This window comes from Pedococcus sp. NPDC057267 (assembly GCF_042668795.1).
Taxonomy (GTDB): Bacteria; Actinomycetota; Actinomycetes; order Actinomycetales; family Dermatophilaceae; genus Pedococcus.
In genome coordinates, this window is the sequence record NZ_JBHUYG010000102.1 from 1 (window position 1) to 14,951 (window position 14,951).

General features: G+C 74.4%; 12 protein-coding genes. 9 read left to right on the top strand and 3 right to left on the bottom strand.

Translation table 11 applies throughout. The features are described 5' to 3' along the window. Nucleotides 1-59: 59 nt before the first annotated feature. Nucleotides 60-2,750, bottom strand: coding sequence for a hypothetical protein (locus ACFUC1_RS17465; RefSeq protein ID WP_379122063.1), 2,691 nt, complete (start codon nucleotides 2,748-2,750; stop codon nucleotides 60-62). Between the two features lie 274 nt (nucleotides 2,751-3,024). Beyond that, entirely contained in the window at nucleotides 3,025-3,387 is a 363-nt protein-coding gene (locus ACFUC1_RS17470; protein WP_379122065.1) for a hypothetical protein, read from the bottom strand. 593 nt (nucleotides 3,388-3,980) lie between these two features. On the opposite strand from ACFUC1_RS17470, the gene ACFUC1_RS17475 reads away from it, so the two are divergent. The 3 genes from ACFUC1_RS17475 to ACFUC1_RS17485 all read left to right on the top strand — a co-directional run bounded on the left by ACFUC1_RS17475 (nucleotide 3,981) and on the right by ACFUC1_RS17485 (nucleotide 6,568). Further along, the gene (locus ACFUC1_RS17475; RefSeq protein ID WP_379122067.1) at nucleotides 3,981-5,606 is read left to right on the top strand and encodes a sigma factor-like helix-turn-helix DNA-binding protein; all 1,626 of its coding nucleotides are present in this window, start codon (nucleotides 3,981-3,983) and stop codon (nucleotides 5,604-5,606) included. A 91-nt stretch (nucleotides 5,607-5,697) separates the two neighbouring features. Further along, nucleotides 5,698-6,063 (top strand): hypothetical protein, encoded by a 366-nt coding sequence (locus ACFUC1_RS17480; RefSeq protein ID WP_379122069.1) that lies wholly within the window; start codon nucleotides 5,698-5,700, stop codon nucleotides 6,061-6,063. Next, on the top strand, nucleotides 6,056-6,568 hold the full coding sequence (locus ACFUC1_RS17485) for a hypothetical protein (RefSeq protein WP_379122071.1): 513 nt from the start codon (nucleotides 6,056-6,058) through the stop codon (nucleotides 6,566-6,568). The genes ACFUC1_RS17480 and ACFUC1_RS17485 overlap by 8 nt, the downstream gene beginning before the upstream one ends. A gap of 7 nt (nucleotides 6,569-6,575) precedes the next feature. Here the strand turns inward: ACFUC1_RS17485 and ACFUC1_RS17490 are convergent, their stop codons facing one another. Beyond that, the gene (locus tag ACFUC1_RS17490; protein ID WP_379122073.1) at nucleotides 6,576-7,022 is read right to left on the bottom strand and encodes a nitroreductase family deazaflavin-dependent oxidoreductase; all 447 of its coding nucleotides are present in this window, start codon (nucleotides 7,020-7,022) and stop codon (nucleotides 6,576-6,578) included. Between the two features lie 139 nt (nucleotides 7,023-7,161). Here ACFUC1_RS17490 and ACFUC1_RS17495 point away from each other — a divergent pair, with 139 nt between their 5' ends. From ACFUC1_RS17495 to ACFUC1_RS17520, 6 genes are all read left to right on the top strand, one after another. Continuing rightward, complete coding sequence (locus ACFUC1_RS17495) at nucleotides 7,162-7,467, top strand: hypothetical protein (RefSeq protein ID WP_379122075.1); 306 nt, start codon at nucleotides 7,162-7,164, stop codon at nucleotides 7,465-7,467. Continuing rightward, nucleotides 7,464-8,729 carry a hypothetical protein gene (locus tag ACFUC1_RS17500; RefSeq protein ID WP_379122076.1) on the top strand — a complete coding sequence of 422 codons (1,266 nt, stop codon included), beginning with the start codon at nucleotides 7,464-7,466 and terminating at the stop codon, nucleotides 8,727-8,729. Before ACFUC1_RS17495 ends, ACFUC1_RS17500 begins: the two co-directional genes overlap by 4 nt. Before the next feature lie 78 nt (nucleotides 8,730-8,807). Continuing rightward, nucleotides 8,808-10,265 (top strand): FAD-linked oxidase C-terminal domain-containing protein, encoded by a 1,458-nt coding sequence (locus ACFUC1_RS17505; RefSeq protein ID WP_379122080.1) that lies wholly within the window; start codon nucleotides 8,808-8,810, stop codon nucleotides 10,263-10,265. Between the two features lie 28 nt (nucleotides 10,266-10,293). Then, nucleotides 10,294-11,622: an FAD-binding oxidoreductase gene (locus tag ACFUC1_RS17510; protein WP_379122082.1), complete on the top strand. Its 1,329-nt coding sequence runs from the start codon at nucleotides 10,294-10,296 to the stop codon at nucleotides 11,620-11,622. Then, the gene (locus ACFUC1_RS17515; protein ID WP_379122084.1) at nucleotides 11,622-13,055 is read left to right on the top strand and encodes a (Fe-S)-binding protein; all 1,434 of its coding nucleotides are present in this window, start codon (nucleotides 11,622-11,624) and stop codon (nucleotides 13,053-13,055) included. Before ACFUC1_RS17510 ends, ACFUC1_RS17515 begins: the two co-directional genes overlap by 1 nt. A 65-nt stretch (nucleotides 13,056-13,120) precedes the next feature. Further along, nucleotides 13,121-14,902, top strand: coding sequence for an L-lactate permease (locus ACFUC1_RS17520; RefSeq protein WP_379122086.1), 1,782 nt, complete (start codon nucleotides 13,121-13,123; stop codon nucleotides 14,900-14,902). The last annotated feature ends 49 nt before the right edge of the window (nucleotides 14,903-14,951 follow it).

Sequence of the window (14,951 nt, forward strand, 5' to 3'; positions counted from 1 at the left end):
CACCGGGCTCGAGCCCGGTGGGACCTCTGTGCTGGTGCCTGGTCGGCACTGCACCCTGGTCAGCTGGTCGTGACCACCAGCGTGTGCGAGCCGGCCGCCGTCGGGACGGTCACCTCGAGCCCGCGGTTGGTCGTGCGGGTCGTCGCGTCGGTGACCACCTGGCCGTCGAGGAGGACGGTGCCCACCCGGCTGCCGCGCGGAAGGGTGTGGCCGATCCAGACCTGGTCCGCGCCCACGGCTTGCTCGACGTCGATCGTCGTCGTGTACCGCGAGCCGCTCACGGACGCCGCCACGTCGGCATACCCGCCGCCGAGACGGATCCGGTCGCCGGAGACCGACGGCTGGCCCTGCGGCACCTGCGGCACCACGACGAGGCGGCCTGTCCCGAGGTCGGGCTGTACGCCGAGCCACTGGTGCACGACCGCCCATGCGGTGCCGTAGTTGCCCCAGGCCTGCATGAACATCGAGCGGCAGGTCCAGCAGCGGTCGATGTTCGCGCCCTGGTCCGGCGACGGGAAGATCTCCGGCATGGCGCCCGGCTGCTCGTCCGGCGTGCCGCCGGTCGCGGGCTCGGCGAACATCGGGTCGGCCAGCGCGTGGGTGTACCGCTGCTGCTGCCCGGCGCCGAGGCGGCCGTAGTTGCCCTCGCCGATCGACTGGATCGAGGTGGTCAGGCCGAAGATGACCTTCTCGCCCTGGCCGTTGGCGCCGCCGCCGCAGCCGGTGTGGAACAGGCCGGTCGAGAACGGCGGGGTGCCGCTGTAGCAGTCGTTCTCGCGGCCGGCGAGGGCCGCGGTGCCGTGGTCGTACGGCGCGAGGCCGGCCTGGGTGCGCCCGTCGACCTGGAGCTCGGCCTCCATCGGCGTCTGCCCGATCCAGTGCTTCTGGAATGACTGGACGTTCCCCGGGTCGACGAGCGAGTCGGCGTACTGCGACGCCGCGGCGTACCACCAGGTGCCGTCGAACCGGTCGCGGATCTTCCGGGCCAGGTTGTTCGCCCAGGAGAAGGTGCGGCCGTCGTGCTTCGCCTTCGCCATGTCGGCGAGGTCGTACAGGCCGCGGATGTAGTAGACGGTGTTGTCGAGCTTCTCCTGGCCCATGCCGCCGCGCTCGACGTTGCCCAGGCCCTCGGGCCACCCGTCGTGGTCGGCGTCGAGCTGGGAGGTGACGTAGCGCAGGTTGCGCACCGTGAAGTCGTACATCTCGTCGCGGAAGGCGTTGTCACCGGTCCAGCGCCACAGCAGCGCGACGGTGCTGGGGAACTTCACCGTCTCGTCGGTGTTGAAGTCGTAGGACGTGGTGCCGTCGGCGTTCTGCGTCCGGGAGTCGTGGCCGAACCAGATCGAGCCGTCGGACACCACCTCGTGGGTGACGACGCCGGAACGGTTGTTGAGGATGTCGGAGACCTGCTGCAGCGTGCGCAGGTGCGACTCGATGGCCTCGAACTGGCCGACCGAGACCGCCGCGAACGCCGTGTACTCCGCGTCGGTGCCGAAGATCCACGGGTAGTCCGGGTAGCCGGCCCCGATCCACGTGGCCTGGTCGACGGTGCCCGAGGGTGGCGGGAACTGCTTGCCCTGGTTGGTCCAGCGGACCTGCAGGTCGGTCGCGGTCTGCGTCAGGTCGGCCATGTTCTGCTTGCCCCACTCGACGGCCTGCTGCACGAGCGGGTCACCCGGCAGCGACAGCTGGGTCATCTGCGACAGCGCCCGGCGCTCGGCCTTCTTGGCGGCCAGGGCCGCGTCCGGGTCGGCCAGCGCCTTGGCCAGCTCTGCGCGGGCCGAGGTGAGTCCCTGGTCGGACCCGGCGACCGCGAGCCAGACGGTCCTCGAGCCGCCCGCGGGCAGGTCGAGCGAGTACGTCAGCTCTCCGCCGGTGCCCTTGCCGAACGGTCCGTCGTCGCACGCGGACGGCTTGGGGTCGGCGGGCGCGCCGGGCTCGGTGCCGGTGCAGCGGTGCCCGGGCTGCGGCCCGTAGTACTGGTCGCCGATCGCCCCGGACGTGGGCGTCGCCGAGGTGCCGACGAGGGCGGCGTAGTGGTGCGTGGGCGCGCCGGGCAGGGCCCCGTCGTCGGTGAAGACGAGGTTCCTGCCGTCGTAGGAGCCCTTGTCGGGGAGGTTGTCGCTGGCGTTCGGCGTGACGCCGGAGAAGCCCCACGGGTACTGGCCCATGAGCTCGGAGTGCGCGTCGACCGACAGCGTGGCCGTGCGCGCGGCGCCGGGGTTGGTGACGGTCAGTCCGAAGAGCGCGCCGCGGACGCCGTCGGGGACGAAGTCGGTGCGCGCGACCTCCAGGCCCGCGGTGTCGGGCAGGTCGTACCGCGTGTAGCCCCAGCCGCTGGTGAACTTCGTCGCCGGGCCGACCCACTGGCCGTCGAGGCCGAACCAGACGCCGTCGACCATCTTCATGGGCGGGGTCCAGACCCCGCCCATCTCCCCGGTGATGTGCCATCCGTTGGCGTAGAACCGGCCGTCCTCGAAGCCGATGGAGTAGGCGCGGGTGCCGGCGGAGACCTCACGCCGGTCGGCGAGCCGCGTGGTGACGGACAGCTCGTCGCCACCCGCGGCGGCTGAGGCTGCGGAGGCGTCCGAGGCGGCTCCAGCGGTGGCACCGCCGACCGCGGCGGGCGCCCCTCCCCGGGGCAGGCCGAGGGCGGGTCCCGGTGGGGCTGCGCTGGCGGGCAGCTGCGCTGCCAGGACGGTCGTTCCCAACGCCAGCGCGCTGGCGGCTGCGACGAGTGATCGAGACATCGGGCGTCCTCCGACCCAGAAGGGGAGCGGCGCCGGCCGGCGTCGCCTGGGTGGTCAGGACAGTGCGCCCGAGGCGAATTCGGACGACTGTGTCCGGACTGTCGGAACGTACACCCGGGCCCAGAACGGGGCAACGCGCGGCACAGTGCCCCGAACCGCCCGCAACGGGGCGTATGCCGCGAGCCGGGTGACAGGGGACGCCGGCGCCGACGCCGCGTCGGCGTCGGCGTCGGCGGCGGGTGATCGCGACTGGTCGGCGTCGGGTCGTCGTGCCTCAGCCGGCGTCGGGGGCGTACACGTCCCGCGGCCCGGGCTGGCCCTGCAGGGTGCCCATCGCGCGGATCGCGTCGAGCCGGTGGACGAGGTCGTCGGCCCGGGAGGCGACCACGGAGCGGTGCTCGCCGGCGCTGAGCCGGCGCCGCGCGGCGACCAGGTCGGTGCGGTTGCTGCCGCCGGCACGTGCCGCGAGGTCGAGGCGTCCGGCCTGGACGTCGGCCATGCAGTCGAGGCAGAGGATCCCCTCGTCCGAGGACAGGTAGCCCACGCGCTCGCCGCCCGCCACGACCTCGCCGCAGCCGCACAGGGCGGGCTGGGAGAGACGGACCAGGGTCGGCAGCGTGCGCGGGTGGCTGTCCATGGGTGGCGACGCTAGGGCGGGACGCCCCGGCCGCGTCGACATCGGCGAGGTCACCACCCGTTCGGACGATGCGTTTTCGTTCGGTTGGCTGAGTTCGCCGCACGGGCGGAGGTCGGCGCCATCAGGAGGTCCCGAAGTCGGACCGTCGCAGGAGGTCCCGAAGTCGGGACCTAGGTCCCTGCTGCGCCGGCCCGCGTTGCGGGACAAAGGAACTGCGCCCCCGGCAACGAGGGCGAACCGGAAGGACAGCCGGTCCGTACCGCAGCGAGAGCTGCGGAGGTACCCCCGACGAGGGTGGCGGGCCGCTCCGCCCTCCCGGACGCCGAGAGCCCGTCACTCCCGGACGACGAGGCCCTGGGCGGTTTGCGAATCAGCCCGGGGCCTCGCCACGGGGCAGGGGCCGGCGCGGGTCCGGCCGCCGACACCGGCCGCGACGTCCCTGCTCCACCCCGGGCGCAGCACGGCCGGGGCGGGGTGCCCGCACGGGCCGCCATGCCACAGGCGCCGGGCCACCGCGTCCGCCTCGGGGTGGAGCGCGACTCGACCCGAACGGCTGAGGCCCCCGCAAGGGCCGCCGGCCCGATACTGGACCCGTGCTCGACACCGACTTCAGCCGTACGGTGCGTGCGGCACAGTCGGGGGACGAGGGTGCGTTCGCACGGCTGTGGCGGGACGCCAACCCGTTGCTCGTCCGCTACCTGCGGGTGGTGGGCTACGACGACCCCTACGACGGCGCCTGCGAGGCGTGGATCACGGTGGTGCGCGGCCTCGCCGGGTTCGCCGGCGACGAGCGTGACTGGCTCGTCTGGTTGCTCTCGTGCGCCCGGGCCCGTGCCCACGAGGGCTCGCTGCGGCGCGCGTGGGGGTCGGTCAGCGTCACGCCCGGCCTGGGCCTGCCCGTCGGCGCTCCCGTGACCGCCCACGTCGAGGAGGAGCTCACGAGCGCGGCTGTCGACGACCCCCGCACCCGGGGCATCGCCGACTCGCTCGCGGCCCTGCGCAGCCTTCCGTTGGGACAGGGGGAGGTGCTGCTGCTCCGGTACGGCGCGGGCCTGTCGGTCCGCGACACCAGCCGCGTCACCGGGGTCGACGAGCTGGCGGTGACGCGGCTCGCGCTGCGCGGGCTCGAGCGCCTGGGCGTCGACCACGACCTGCTGCGGTGGTCGCTCACGGCCCCGCGGTCCGTGGCCGAGCTCGCCGACGAGCGAGTGGTGCTCGGTGCCTTCACCGGTCGGTCCCGCGCCGGTCGGCGGGGAGGTGGCCGCGCCGGCCGCGGCGGAGGTGGCCGCCCCGACGGCCCTGCGGGTCCGAGCACCCACGGCTCCCGGGTCATCGCCACCGTGGCCGTGCCGAGCGCGGCAGAGACCCTGCGTCCCGGCTCGCGCAGCGCGACCGGCCGCTCCGCCAGGAGGTCCGGGCGCCCCCGGGTCGCCGGCGGTGTCACCGGGGTGGTCGGTCGGTCCCGGGGCGCCGCCGTCGCCGTCGCCGCACTCTCCGCCTCGGTGATGTCGCTCGGCGGGCTCACCGCCGCGGCATACGTCGGTGCCCTCCCGGCCCCGGTCCAGCAGGCGATGCACGACGCCATCGGCGCCCCGGCGCCGACCACCGGCGCGTCCGGACCGTCCGCGCACGGCGGGTCCACGAGCCCCGCCGGCACCTCGCCCGGCCCGTCGACCGGCCCGTCGGACCCGGCCACGGCCGGCCTGTGCCGCGCGTGGTCGACCGACCAGGCCGCGGGCACCCCCCGGGACCGGTCCACGGCCTTCCGCGCGCTCGCCTCGCGGGCCGGCGGCGCCGAGCACGTGCAGGAGTACTGCGCGGCCGTCGCGACCCGGCCCACGTCGCAGGCGTCGCCGGGGCCGGCGCCGACCACCCACCCCACGGGCTCCGGCACGGGCACGACGAGGGCGCCGAACCCGCACCCCACCTCGCCCGGCAACCCCCAGACCACGAGGACACCGAACCCGCACTCCACCTCGCCCGGCACCGGCACGACCCGGACGAGGACGCAGGGGCCCCAGTCGACCGCGCCCGGCAAGGCCGGTGGTCTCTCGACACCGCAGACCACTCCGTCCGGCAGGGTCTCGACGAGCGGGTCGGGCTCGAGGGCTCCCGCGACGACGCCGTCCAACGTCGCGTCCCCGGCGCCGTCGAGCGGCCCGGCGAAGGGTGGCGGCTCCGGCGGGGGCTCGGCCGGGGTGCCGGGACGTGCGGGGTAGGACGCGTGGCCGCCGCCCCGGCGCCGCACCCGTCCCCGGCGGAGCGGCCCGCACCACGTCCGTGCAGCAGTGCTGTCGTAGGCTTCGCGCCGTGCTCTTCCCGCTGACCGTCGCCGTCTTCGTGGTGGCGCTCGTCCTGCTGGCGCTGTCCGGCTGGTATGCCGCGAGGGGCCGGCTGCTCGACGACCGGATGCTGCTCGCGGGAGCCGTCCTCGAGGTCGGCCTGGTCGTGCAGCTCGTCGTCGCGCTCGTCCACGTCGGGCGCGTGAGCGGCGGGGGAGCCGAGCGCGCGACGTTCGCCGCGTATGCCGTGACGCTGCCGTTCGTCCCGCCGGTGGCCCTGTTCACCGCGCTCAAGGAGAAGACTCGCTGGGCGATGGTGGTCGTCGCCGTCGGCGCGTTCGGGGTGGCCGTGATGACGGCGCGCCTGCAGCAGATCTGGGGTCTCGGTGGCTGAGTCGACGTCGCAGCAGCCCGGCGCCCCGCGGTCGACCCGCTCCGGCCCCGGCATCGTCCTGGTCTCGGTCTACGGCCTGCTGGCGCTCGCCGCCACCGGCCGCTCGGTCCTGCAGATCACCGAGTACTTCTCGCGCGCCCCGCTCGCGTACGTCCTGTCGGCCGTCGCGGCCGTCATCTACATCGTCGCCACGGTCGCCCTGGCCCGCGGCGACCGGACGTCCCGCCGCGTGGCCCTCGCCGCGATCAGCGTCGAGCTGGTCGGCGTGCTCGTCGTCGGGCTCGCTTCGTATCTCGCGCGGAGCGCCTTCCCCGACAAGACGGTGTGGTCGCACTTCGGCTCGGGGTACGGGTTCGTCCCGCTCGTGCTGCCGGTGCTGGGCCTGCTGTGGCTGCGGCGCACCGCCTCCAGCCCCGCCGCCGACGGCACGACGTCCGCAGCCCCCGATGGCACGACACAGGGCAGCCCCGAGGCGGACGGCCCCGGGGCTGCACCCTCGCGCTAGGTCCTCCTCAGGAGGCGTCCTCCACCGGCTCGAGGACGAACACCGGGATCAGGCGGTCGGTCTTGGTCTGGTACTCCGCGTAGGGCGGGTACGCCGCGACGCAGCGCTCCCACCACTGCTCGCGCTCCTCGCCCTCGAGCTCGCGTGCCCGGACGGTCCACGTGCGGTCGTCGTCCTGGAGGTCGAGCACCGGGTTCTTGCGGACGTTCGCGTACCACGCGGGGTGCTCGGGGGCGCCGCCCTTGCTGGCCACCGCGGCATACAGGCCCTCGTGCTCGACCCGCATCAGCGGGACCTTGCGCACCTTGCCGGACACCCCGAGCATCGTCAGCATCACGACCGGCCGGTCCATGATGTGCACGGACCGCGTCGTGCCGGTCTCCTCGATCTTCTCGACCTGCTCGCGGACCCACTTCGTGGGGCTGGGGACGTACTCACCCGTGATCGTCGTCATGTGTCCCACAACATCACGGGCGGCCGATCTGTTTCATGCCGGGCGGAGCTGCGGCGGCGGTCCTCGGGGGGAGCGGCTTGCGGCGCAGGGGCTGTGGACAACCGCCGACCCGGATCCTGCGCGTCCTAGCCTCGGTGACATGCCGAGGATCTCCGTCACCCCCGAGGCGCTCACCGCGCTGGCCGGCGCGCTGGCGGGCGTCGCCGACGAGCTGGTGTGGTGCGCCGAGCGTGCGGGCACCGACGCCTGGGCCTTCGGCCCCGGCGACAGTGCGGCGGCGCTGGCGGGGATCCTCGGCGACGTCGAGCACCAGCGGCTGCTGCTCGGCCGCTCCTGCGGGTCGCTGGCGGCGGCGGTCCGCGCGGCGGGTTCGGCGTATGCGGAGGTGGAGGCCGGGGTGGCAGACCTCGCGGTCGGCGGTGACGGCGGGGGGAGCGCCTGGTGAGGGCGCCCGCGCCACTCGGCGGCGACCCCGGCACGGTCCGGGCGCTCGCGGTCACGCTCGCCGGGGAGGGCGACTGGCTGGGCTCGCTCGCAAGGAGCCTGCGCGGCCTTGCGGACCCCTCGCTCACCACGTGGGACAGCGCAGCGGGCGAGGCGTTCGCGCGGCGGTGCGCCGGCGTGGCGGGCGTCGTCGACCGGCTCTCGCGCCGGTATGCCGTGGCCGCCGGGGCCCTCGTCGCGCTCGCCGGTGCGCTCACGAGGGCGCAGGCGATGGTGACCGGTGCCCAGCGGGTGCACCAGCAGGCGTGGCCCGAGTTCCTGGCTGCGGGGGATGCCATGTCGCTCGCCGAGTCGAGCGACGACCCGGCCGTCCGGAGCACCGCGCCGCGCCTGCGCGCGCGGATGGTGGAGGCGGGGGAGCGGGTGCAGGCGGCCGAGCGGACGGCGTCCGACGCCTGGGCCGCGTACCGGGCCGCCGACCGGCAGTGCGCGTCGGTGCTGGCCTCGCTGCGCGACGACGGCCTGTCCGACAGCGGCTGGTACGACGCGGTGACGACGACTCGCGACATCGCCCGCGCCGTGGACGGGGTCGCGGGTCCGGCGGCGCTGCTCCCGGTGCCTCCGGTCCGGGCCGTGGCAGCGCCCGTTGCCGCTGCCGCGGGCGCGGCCGGGCTCGCCGCCGACGCGGCGCTGCTCGCAGTCTGGGGCGACGGCTCCTGGTCGTCCCTCGCGCTGGGCGCAGCCGCCGCGGCGGCAGGTCCGGTCGCGGGTGGGCTCAAGACCGGGGCCCGCGCCACCAACGCCGCCGCCCAGGCCGCGGCGTCGACGAGGATCGAGCGCCGGGCCCTGCGGATCGGCGCCCACCAGCGCCTCGCCGCGGCGGTGGGCGCGCCCAGTGCCCGCGCCTACGGCAAGGCGCCCACGCACGTCGCCCGTACGGTCCCGTGGACCGCACCGTCGCGCCGTCCCGGCACGTGGGGCCGCTGGGCTGCCGAGCAGGGAGAGCTGAGGGCGCGGGCTGCCGTGCAGAGCCGGTGGCTGGACGACTGGCGTGCCGTCACGGGGACCGCCGGCACCTCGCCGCGGCTGCTCGTGACGGCCTGGGGGGTGGAGGGAGGGGGCGCGACGCTGGGCCAGGTGTCCTCGGCACGCGACGCCCGGTCGGCGCAGGCCTCGGAACAGGCGGTCGAGGCGGCCGGCAAGCGCCTGACCTCGGGTGATCCGCCACAGAACGCTCCGCAGGATGTGGCGCGGCACCGTTGACTGACCGGGATGTCCGGAAATACGCTCCATTGAGCAAAAGCCAACTTCCGCGATGTGGAAAACAAGGCGGTGCGTTCGATGGACATCGAGGTCCTGGCCCGGCGGTTGCGTGCCCTCGTCGGCGCGGACGCCGTCCTCACCGACCGGCAGGAGCTGCGCACCTACGAGTGCGACGGCCTGGCCCACTACCGCGTGGTCCCCGCCATGGTCGTCCTCGCCGCCAGCACCGCCGACGTCGCCGCCACGGTCACCGAGTGCGCCCGCGCCGGCGTGCCGTTCGTCGCGCGGGGCTCGGGCACGGGGCTGTCGGGTGGGGCGCTCCCGCACGCCGACGGCGTCCTCATCGTGATGAGCCGCATGCGCGACGTGCTCGAGGTCGACCGCGACAACCAGCGGGCCGTGGTCGAGCCCGGGGTCATCAACCTCCAGCTGAGCGACCTGACCCGCCCGCTCGGGTACTACTACGCGCCCGACCCCTCCAGCCAGCAGGTCTGCTCCATCGGGGGCAACGTCGCCGAGAACTCGGGTGGGGCGCACTGCCTCAAGTACGGCTTCACGACCAACCACGTCACCGGGCTCGAGCTCGTCACCGCCGGCGGCGAGGTCGTCGAGGTCGGGGGAAAGGCCCCGGACCCCACGGGCTACGACCTGCTCGGCGCCCTCGTCGGCTCCGAGGGCACGCTCGGCATCGCGACCCGGGTGACGGTGCGGCTGACGCGGACCCCCGAGGACGTGTCGACCCTGCTGGCGGCCTTCGCCTCGACCGACGCGGCCGGCGAGGCCGTGTCCGCGATCATCGGCGCGGGCGTCATCCCGGCTGCCATCGAGATGATGGACGCGCTCGCCATCGAGGCGGCCGAGGCCGCGGTCCACTGCGACTACCCGGCGGGGGCCGGGGCGGTGCTCATCGTCGAGATCGACGGGCCCGCCTCCGACGTCCGGCACGTGTTCGCCGAGGTCGAGCGCCACTGCCGCGACGCCGGAGCCTTCGAGATCCGCATCGCCCGGGACGACACCGAGCGCGCGCTCTTCTGGAAGGGGCGCAAGTCGGCGTTCGCCGCCGTGGGGCGGATCAGCCCCGACTACATCGTCCAGGACGGCGTCATCCCGCGGACCTCCCTGCCGGAGGTGCTGCGCAGCATCGCCGAGCTCTCCGAGCGCAGCGGGGTCCGCGTGGCCAACGTCTTCCACGCCGGCGACGGCAACCTGCACCCGCTCGTGCTCTTCGACGACGGCCGCGAGGGTGAGGCTGAGCGGGCCGAGGAGGTCTCCGGCGCCATCCTCGACCTGTGCATCGAGCACGGCGGCTCGATCACCGGTGAGCACGGTGTCGGCGCCGACAAGGCCAAGTTCATGCCGCGGATGTTCACCGACGACGACCTCGACACGATGCAGCTCGTCCGCTGTGCGTTCGACCCCGACTCGATCTCCAACCCCGGCAAGGTGTTCCCGACCCCGCGGCTGTGCGGCGAGCGGCCTGGCCGGCACCAGGGCGCGCACCCGCTGGCCGAGGCCGGCGTGGCGGAGGTCTTCTGATGGTGTCGGCAGTGCTTGGAGGCGAGTCGTGACCACCCAGGTGTCCGACGACCTGCTGCGCGCCTGCGACGGGCGGGTCGAGCCGGCGGGCGACGACGACGCCCTGCTCGGCATACGCCCCCGCTGGGTGGCATCCCCCGCGAGCACGGAGGAGACGGCCGCGCTGATGCGGGTGGTCGCCCGGGACGGGCTCGCGGTGACGGCCCGGGGCTCGGGGACCAGGCTGCGCTGGGGCGGTCGCCCCGAACGCCTCGACCTCGTGGTCGACACCAGCCGCATCGACGCGCTCGTCGAGCACGCCGCCGGCGACCTCGTCTACGTCGCCGGCGCCGGCCGGTCGCTGGCGCGGGTGCAGGAGGACGTGGGTGGCGCCGGCCAGCGGCTCGGGATCGACCCGCCGACCGGCGGCACACTCGGGGGAGCGGTCGCCACCGCCGCCAGCGGCCCGCTGCGGCTGCACCACGGCGCGGTCCGTGACCTGGTCATCGGCATGACACTCGTCCGTGCCGACGGCGTCGTGGCGCACAGTGGCGGCAAGGTGGTCAAGAACGTCGCGGGGTACGACCTCGCCAAGCTGCTCACCGGCTCCTTCGGCACCCTCGGGCTCATCACGCAGGTGGCCCTGCGCCTGCACCCCGTGCCGCAGGGTCGCCGCTGGGTGACGGCCTCGGTGGCCGACGCGGCGGCAGCCGGTGCCGCCGTGCTCGCGGTCGCGCACAGCCAGCTCGTCCCGTCGGCCGTGGAGCTGGACGTCCCCGTGTCGGACGCGGGATCGAGCGGGCCGGGTGGCCCGGGCGCTGGCGCGGGCCCCCGCGAGCCGGTCGGCTCCGCCGGGCCCGCCGGCTCCCTGTCCGTCCTCGTCGAGGGTCACCCGGACGGCGCGACCGAGTCCGCCCAGCGGGTCGCCGACCTGCTCGCCGCCTCCGGTGGCGCGGACGTGCTGGTGGGCGAGGACCCCCCGTCCTGGTGGGGTGACCACGTCGCAGCCGACCGACCGGGGTGCACGCTCCTGCGCGTCACCCACGTCCTGACCGGGGTGACACCGCTGCTGCGGGTCCTCACCGAGGCGGCCGCCGGCTCAGGCGTGCGCGCGCACCTGCGCGGTTCGCCGGCGGTCGGCGTGGAGCACGTCGCCGTCGAGGGCGACTCCGACGCGGTGGCCGCCCTCGTGCAGCGCCTGCGGGTCGCCTCCGCCGGGTTCGACGGGCAGGTCGTCGTGCTCGACGCACCGGACGACGTCCGGGACCGGGTGGACCTGTGGGTTCCCATCCAGGCGCTCGGCCTCATGCGCGCCGTCAAGGACCGCTTCGACCCCGGCCGGCTGCTGTCGCCCGGGCGCTTCGTGGGAGGCATCTGATGACCAGCACCGACCCGACGACCGGACACGGCCCCGCCGGCGCGGCAGGACCGGCCGACGGGGTGGTCGACCGCACCGCGGAGCACGGGCACCCCCGGGCGGTCGCCCTGGACGGTCCCCACTTCGACGACCACCGGCCCCCCTCCCAGGAGCTGCTGTCCGACTGCGTGCACTGCGGCTTCTGCCTGCCGACGTGCCCCACGTACGTCCTGTGGGGCGAGGAGATGGACTCGCCCCGCGGCCGCATCCACCTCATGCAGCAGGTGGTCGGTGGCGAGCCGCTGACACCCGAGGTGGTCGGGCACTTCGACGCCTGCCTCGGCTGCATGGCCTGCGTCACCGCCTGCCCCTCCGGGGTGCAGTACGACAGGCTCATCACCGACACCCGCGCCCAGGTCGAGCGCAACACCACGCGTTCCCGGTCCGACCGCGCGTTGCGCGAGGCGGTGTTCGCGCTGTTCCCCTACCCGCGCCGCCTGCGCGCCCTGCGCGGACCCCTGCGGCTGCACCAGCGTTCGGGTCTGTCCCGGCTGCTGCGCAGGACCGGTGTGCTGCAACGGATCTCGCCTCAGCTCGCGGCGATGGAGTCGCTCGCCCCGCCCCTGGGTCGACGCGAGGACGTGCCCGCCCTGACGCCGGCCCGCGGTGCCAGGCGGGGGACCGTCGGGATGCTGCTCGGCTGCGTGCAGCGCGAGTTCTTCCCCGGGGTGAACGCCGCGACCGCGCGGGTCCTGGCCGCCGAGGGCTTCGACGTCGTCGCGCCGTCCGGGCAGGGCTGCTGCGGCGCGCTGTCCGCGCACAACGGCCGCGAGGAGGAGGCAGCCGGCTTCGCCCGGCGCCTCGTCGAGGAGTTCGAGCGCGCCGGGGTCGAGCACGTGGTCGTGAACTCCGCCGGGTGCGGGTCGGCGATGAAGGAGTATGCCGACCTGCTCGCCGACGACCCCGCGTGGGCCGACCGTGCGCGCGCCTTCCAGGCGAAGGTGCGCGACGTCAGCGAGATCCTCGCCGAGGTCGGCCCGGTGGCGCCGCGGCACCCGCTGCAGGTGTCCGTGGCGTACCACGACGCCTGCCACCTGGGCCACGCGCAGGGCGTCCGGGCGCAGCCACGTGAGCTGCTGCGCGGCATACCCGGCCTCGAGCTGCGGGAGATCAACGAGGCGTCGCTGTGCTGCGGTAGCGCGGGGATCTACAACCTCCTGAACCCGGGCGCCGCCCGGGAGCTGGGCGACCGCAAGGCGGCCAACGTCGTCGCGACGGCGGCGGAGCTGCTCGTCACCGCCAACCCGGGCTGCCTCATGCAGGTCCGGACGTCGCTGGAGCGGGCCGGGGCCGCGCTGGCGATGGCGCACACCGTCGAGGTGCTCGACGCCTCGATCCGAGGACTGCCACCCGAGGACCTCGGCGTGGCACGAGGGGGGTCGCCCCAGTCCTAGACCACGGGTCTCCTCCGTGCACGACGACCTCCCACCCATCCCCCCTCACACCCCGAGGTGAACGCATGTTCCGTCCGGTACTCGACGCCGTAGGTGGTTCCCTGTTCCTCACGGCCCTCGTGGCCATGCTGCCCCTGCTCACCATCTTCATCCTGCTAGGCGGCCTGCGGCTCGCCGCGTGGAAGGCCGGCATCGCCGCGCTGCTCGTCTCGATCGTGATCGCGATCTGGGCGTACTCGATGCCCGTCGGTATGGCCGTCTCCAGCGGCATCGAGGGCGCGGCCTTCGGCTTCTTCCCGATCATGTGGATCGTCATCAACGCGATCTGGGTCTACAACATGACCGTCGCGACGGGGCACTTCGACGTGCTGCGCCGCTCGTTCGCGAGCATCAGCGACGACCAGCGGATCCAGGCCGTGATCATCGCCTTCTCGTTCGGCGCGCTGCTCGAGGCGCTCGCCGGGTTCGGGACGCCGGTCGCGATCACGAGCGTGATGCTCATCGCGCTGGGCTTCCGGCCGCTCAAGGCCGCGGTCGTGGCCCTCGTCGCCAACACCGCGCCGGTCGCGTTCGGCGCCCTGGCCGTGCCGATCACGACGCTGGCGACCGTCAGCCAGCAGCCCGAGCACACGCTGTCGCAGATCGTCGGTCGGCAGACCCCGCTGCTCGGCGTCTTCGTCCCCATGGCGCTCGTCTTCATCATCGACCGGGGTCGCGGCGTCCGGGCGACCCTGCCCGCGACTCTCACCTGCGGGATCACCTTCGCCGTGGCGCAGTTCGTCACCTCGAACTACATCTCGACGCCGCTCACCGACATCGTCGCCTCGCTCGTGAGCGCGCTGGCCGTCGTCCTGCTGCTGCGCGTCTGGCAGCCGAAGCAGGCCTACGTCGAGTCCGAGGTCGAGCAGGCCGAGGTCGTCGCCGCAGGCGCCCGCGGCGCGCGGACCTCGGCCACCAGGGCGATGGAGGCGGAGGGCAGCGACCGGCACGCCGACCAGCCCGCCGAGCCGCACACCGGCCGCCGCCGCGCGGTGCCCATGGAGAGCGATGCGGGCGCCGAGGACCTCGCCACCATGAGGGCTCGCGACGAGGCGGCCCACGACCGCGGGTCCGACGTCTTCAAGGCCTACGCCCCGTACCTCATCATCATCGTCGTCTTCGTGCTGGCGCAGCTGCCCGGCATCAAGGACGCCCTCGACGCCCCCACCAAGGTGTTCAACTGGCCCGGGCTCGACGGCCTGCAGTCCGCGTCGGGCAAGGCCTCGAAGATCCCCCAGTTCAAGCTGAACTGGCTCGCCGCAGCCGGCACCCTCATGCTGATCTCCGGGATCGTCTCCATCCCCGTCCTGGGGATCTCCCCAGCGAGGGCGCTGCGGGCCTACGGGACGACGCTCAAGCAGCTCGCGGCCGCGATCGTCACCGTCATGGCGGTGCTGGGCCTGGCCTACGTCATGAACGCGTCCGGGCAGACCTCCAGCCTCGGCACGTGGATGGCGGGGGCGGGCGGCGCGTTCGCCCTGCTGTCGCCGATCCTCGGCTGGCTCGGCGTCGCGGTCACCGGGTCGGACACCTCGTCGAACTCGTTGTTCGGCGCGCTGCAGGTGACGGCCGCCAAGGACGCCGGGCTGCACCCGGCCCTGATGGCCGCCGCGAACTCCTCCGGCGGCGTGCTCGGCAAGATGATCTCGCCCCAGAACCTGGCGATCGCGGCCGCTGCCGTGGGCATGTCCGGTCGTGAGGGCGACATCTTCCGGCGCGTCATCGGGTGGAGCATCGCCTTCGTGGCGTTCATGTGCGTGCTCGTCTTCCTTCAGTCCACCGCGGTGCTCAGCTGGATGATCCCGTAGCGCCGGCTCCCGGCTCCCGGCTCCGCGACGGCCCCGACCACCCGTGGTC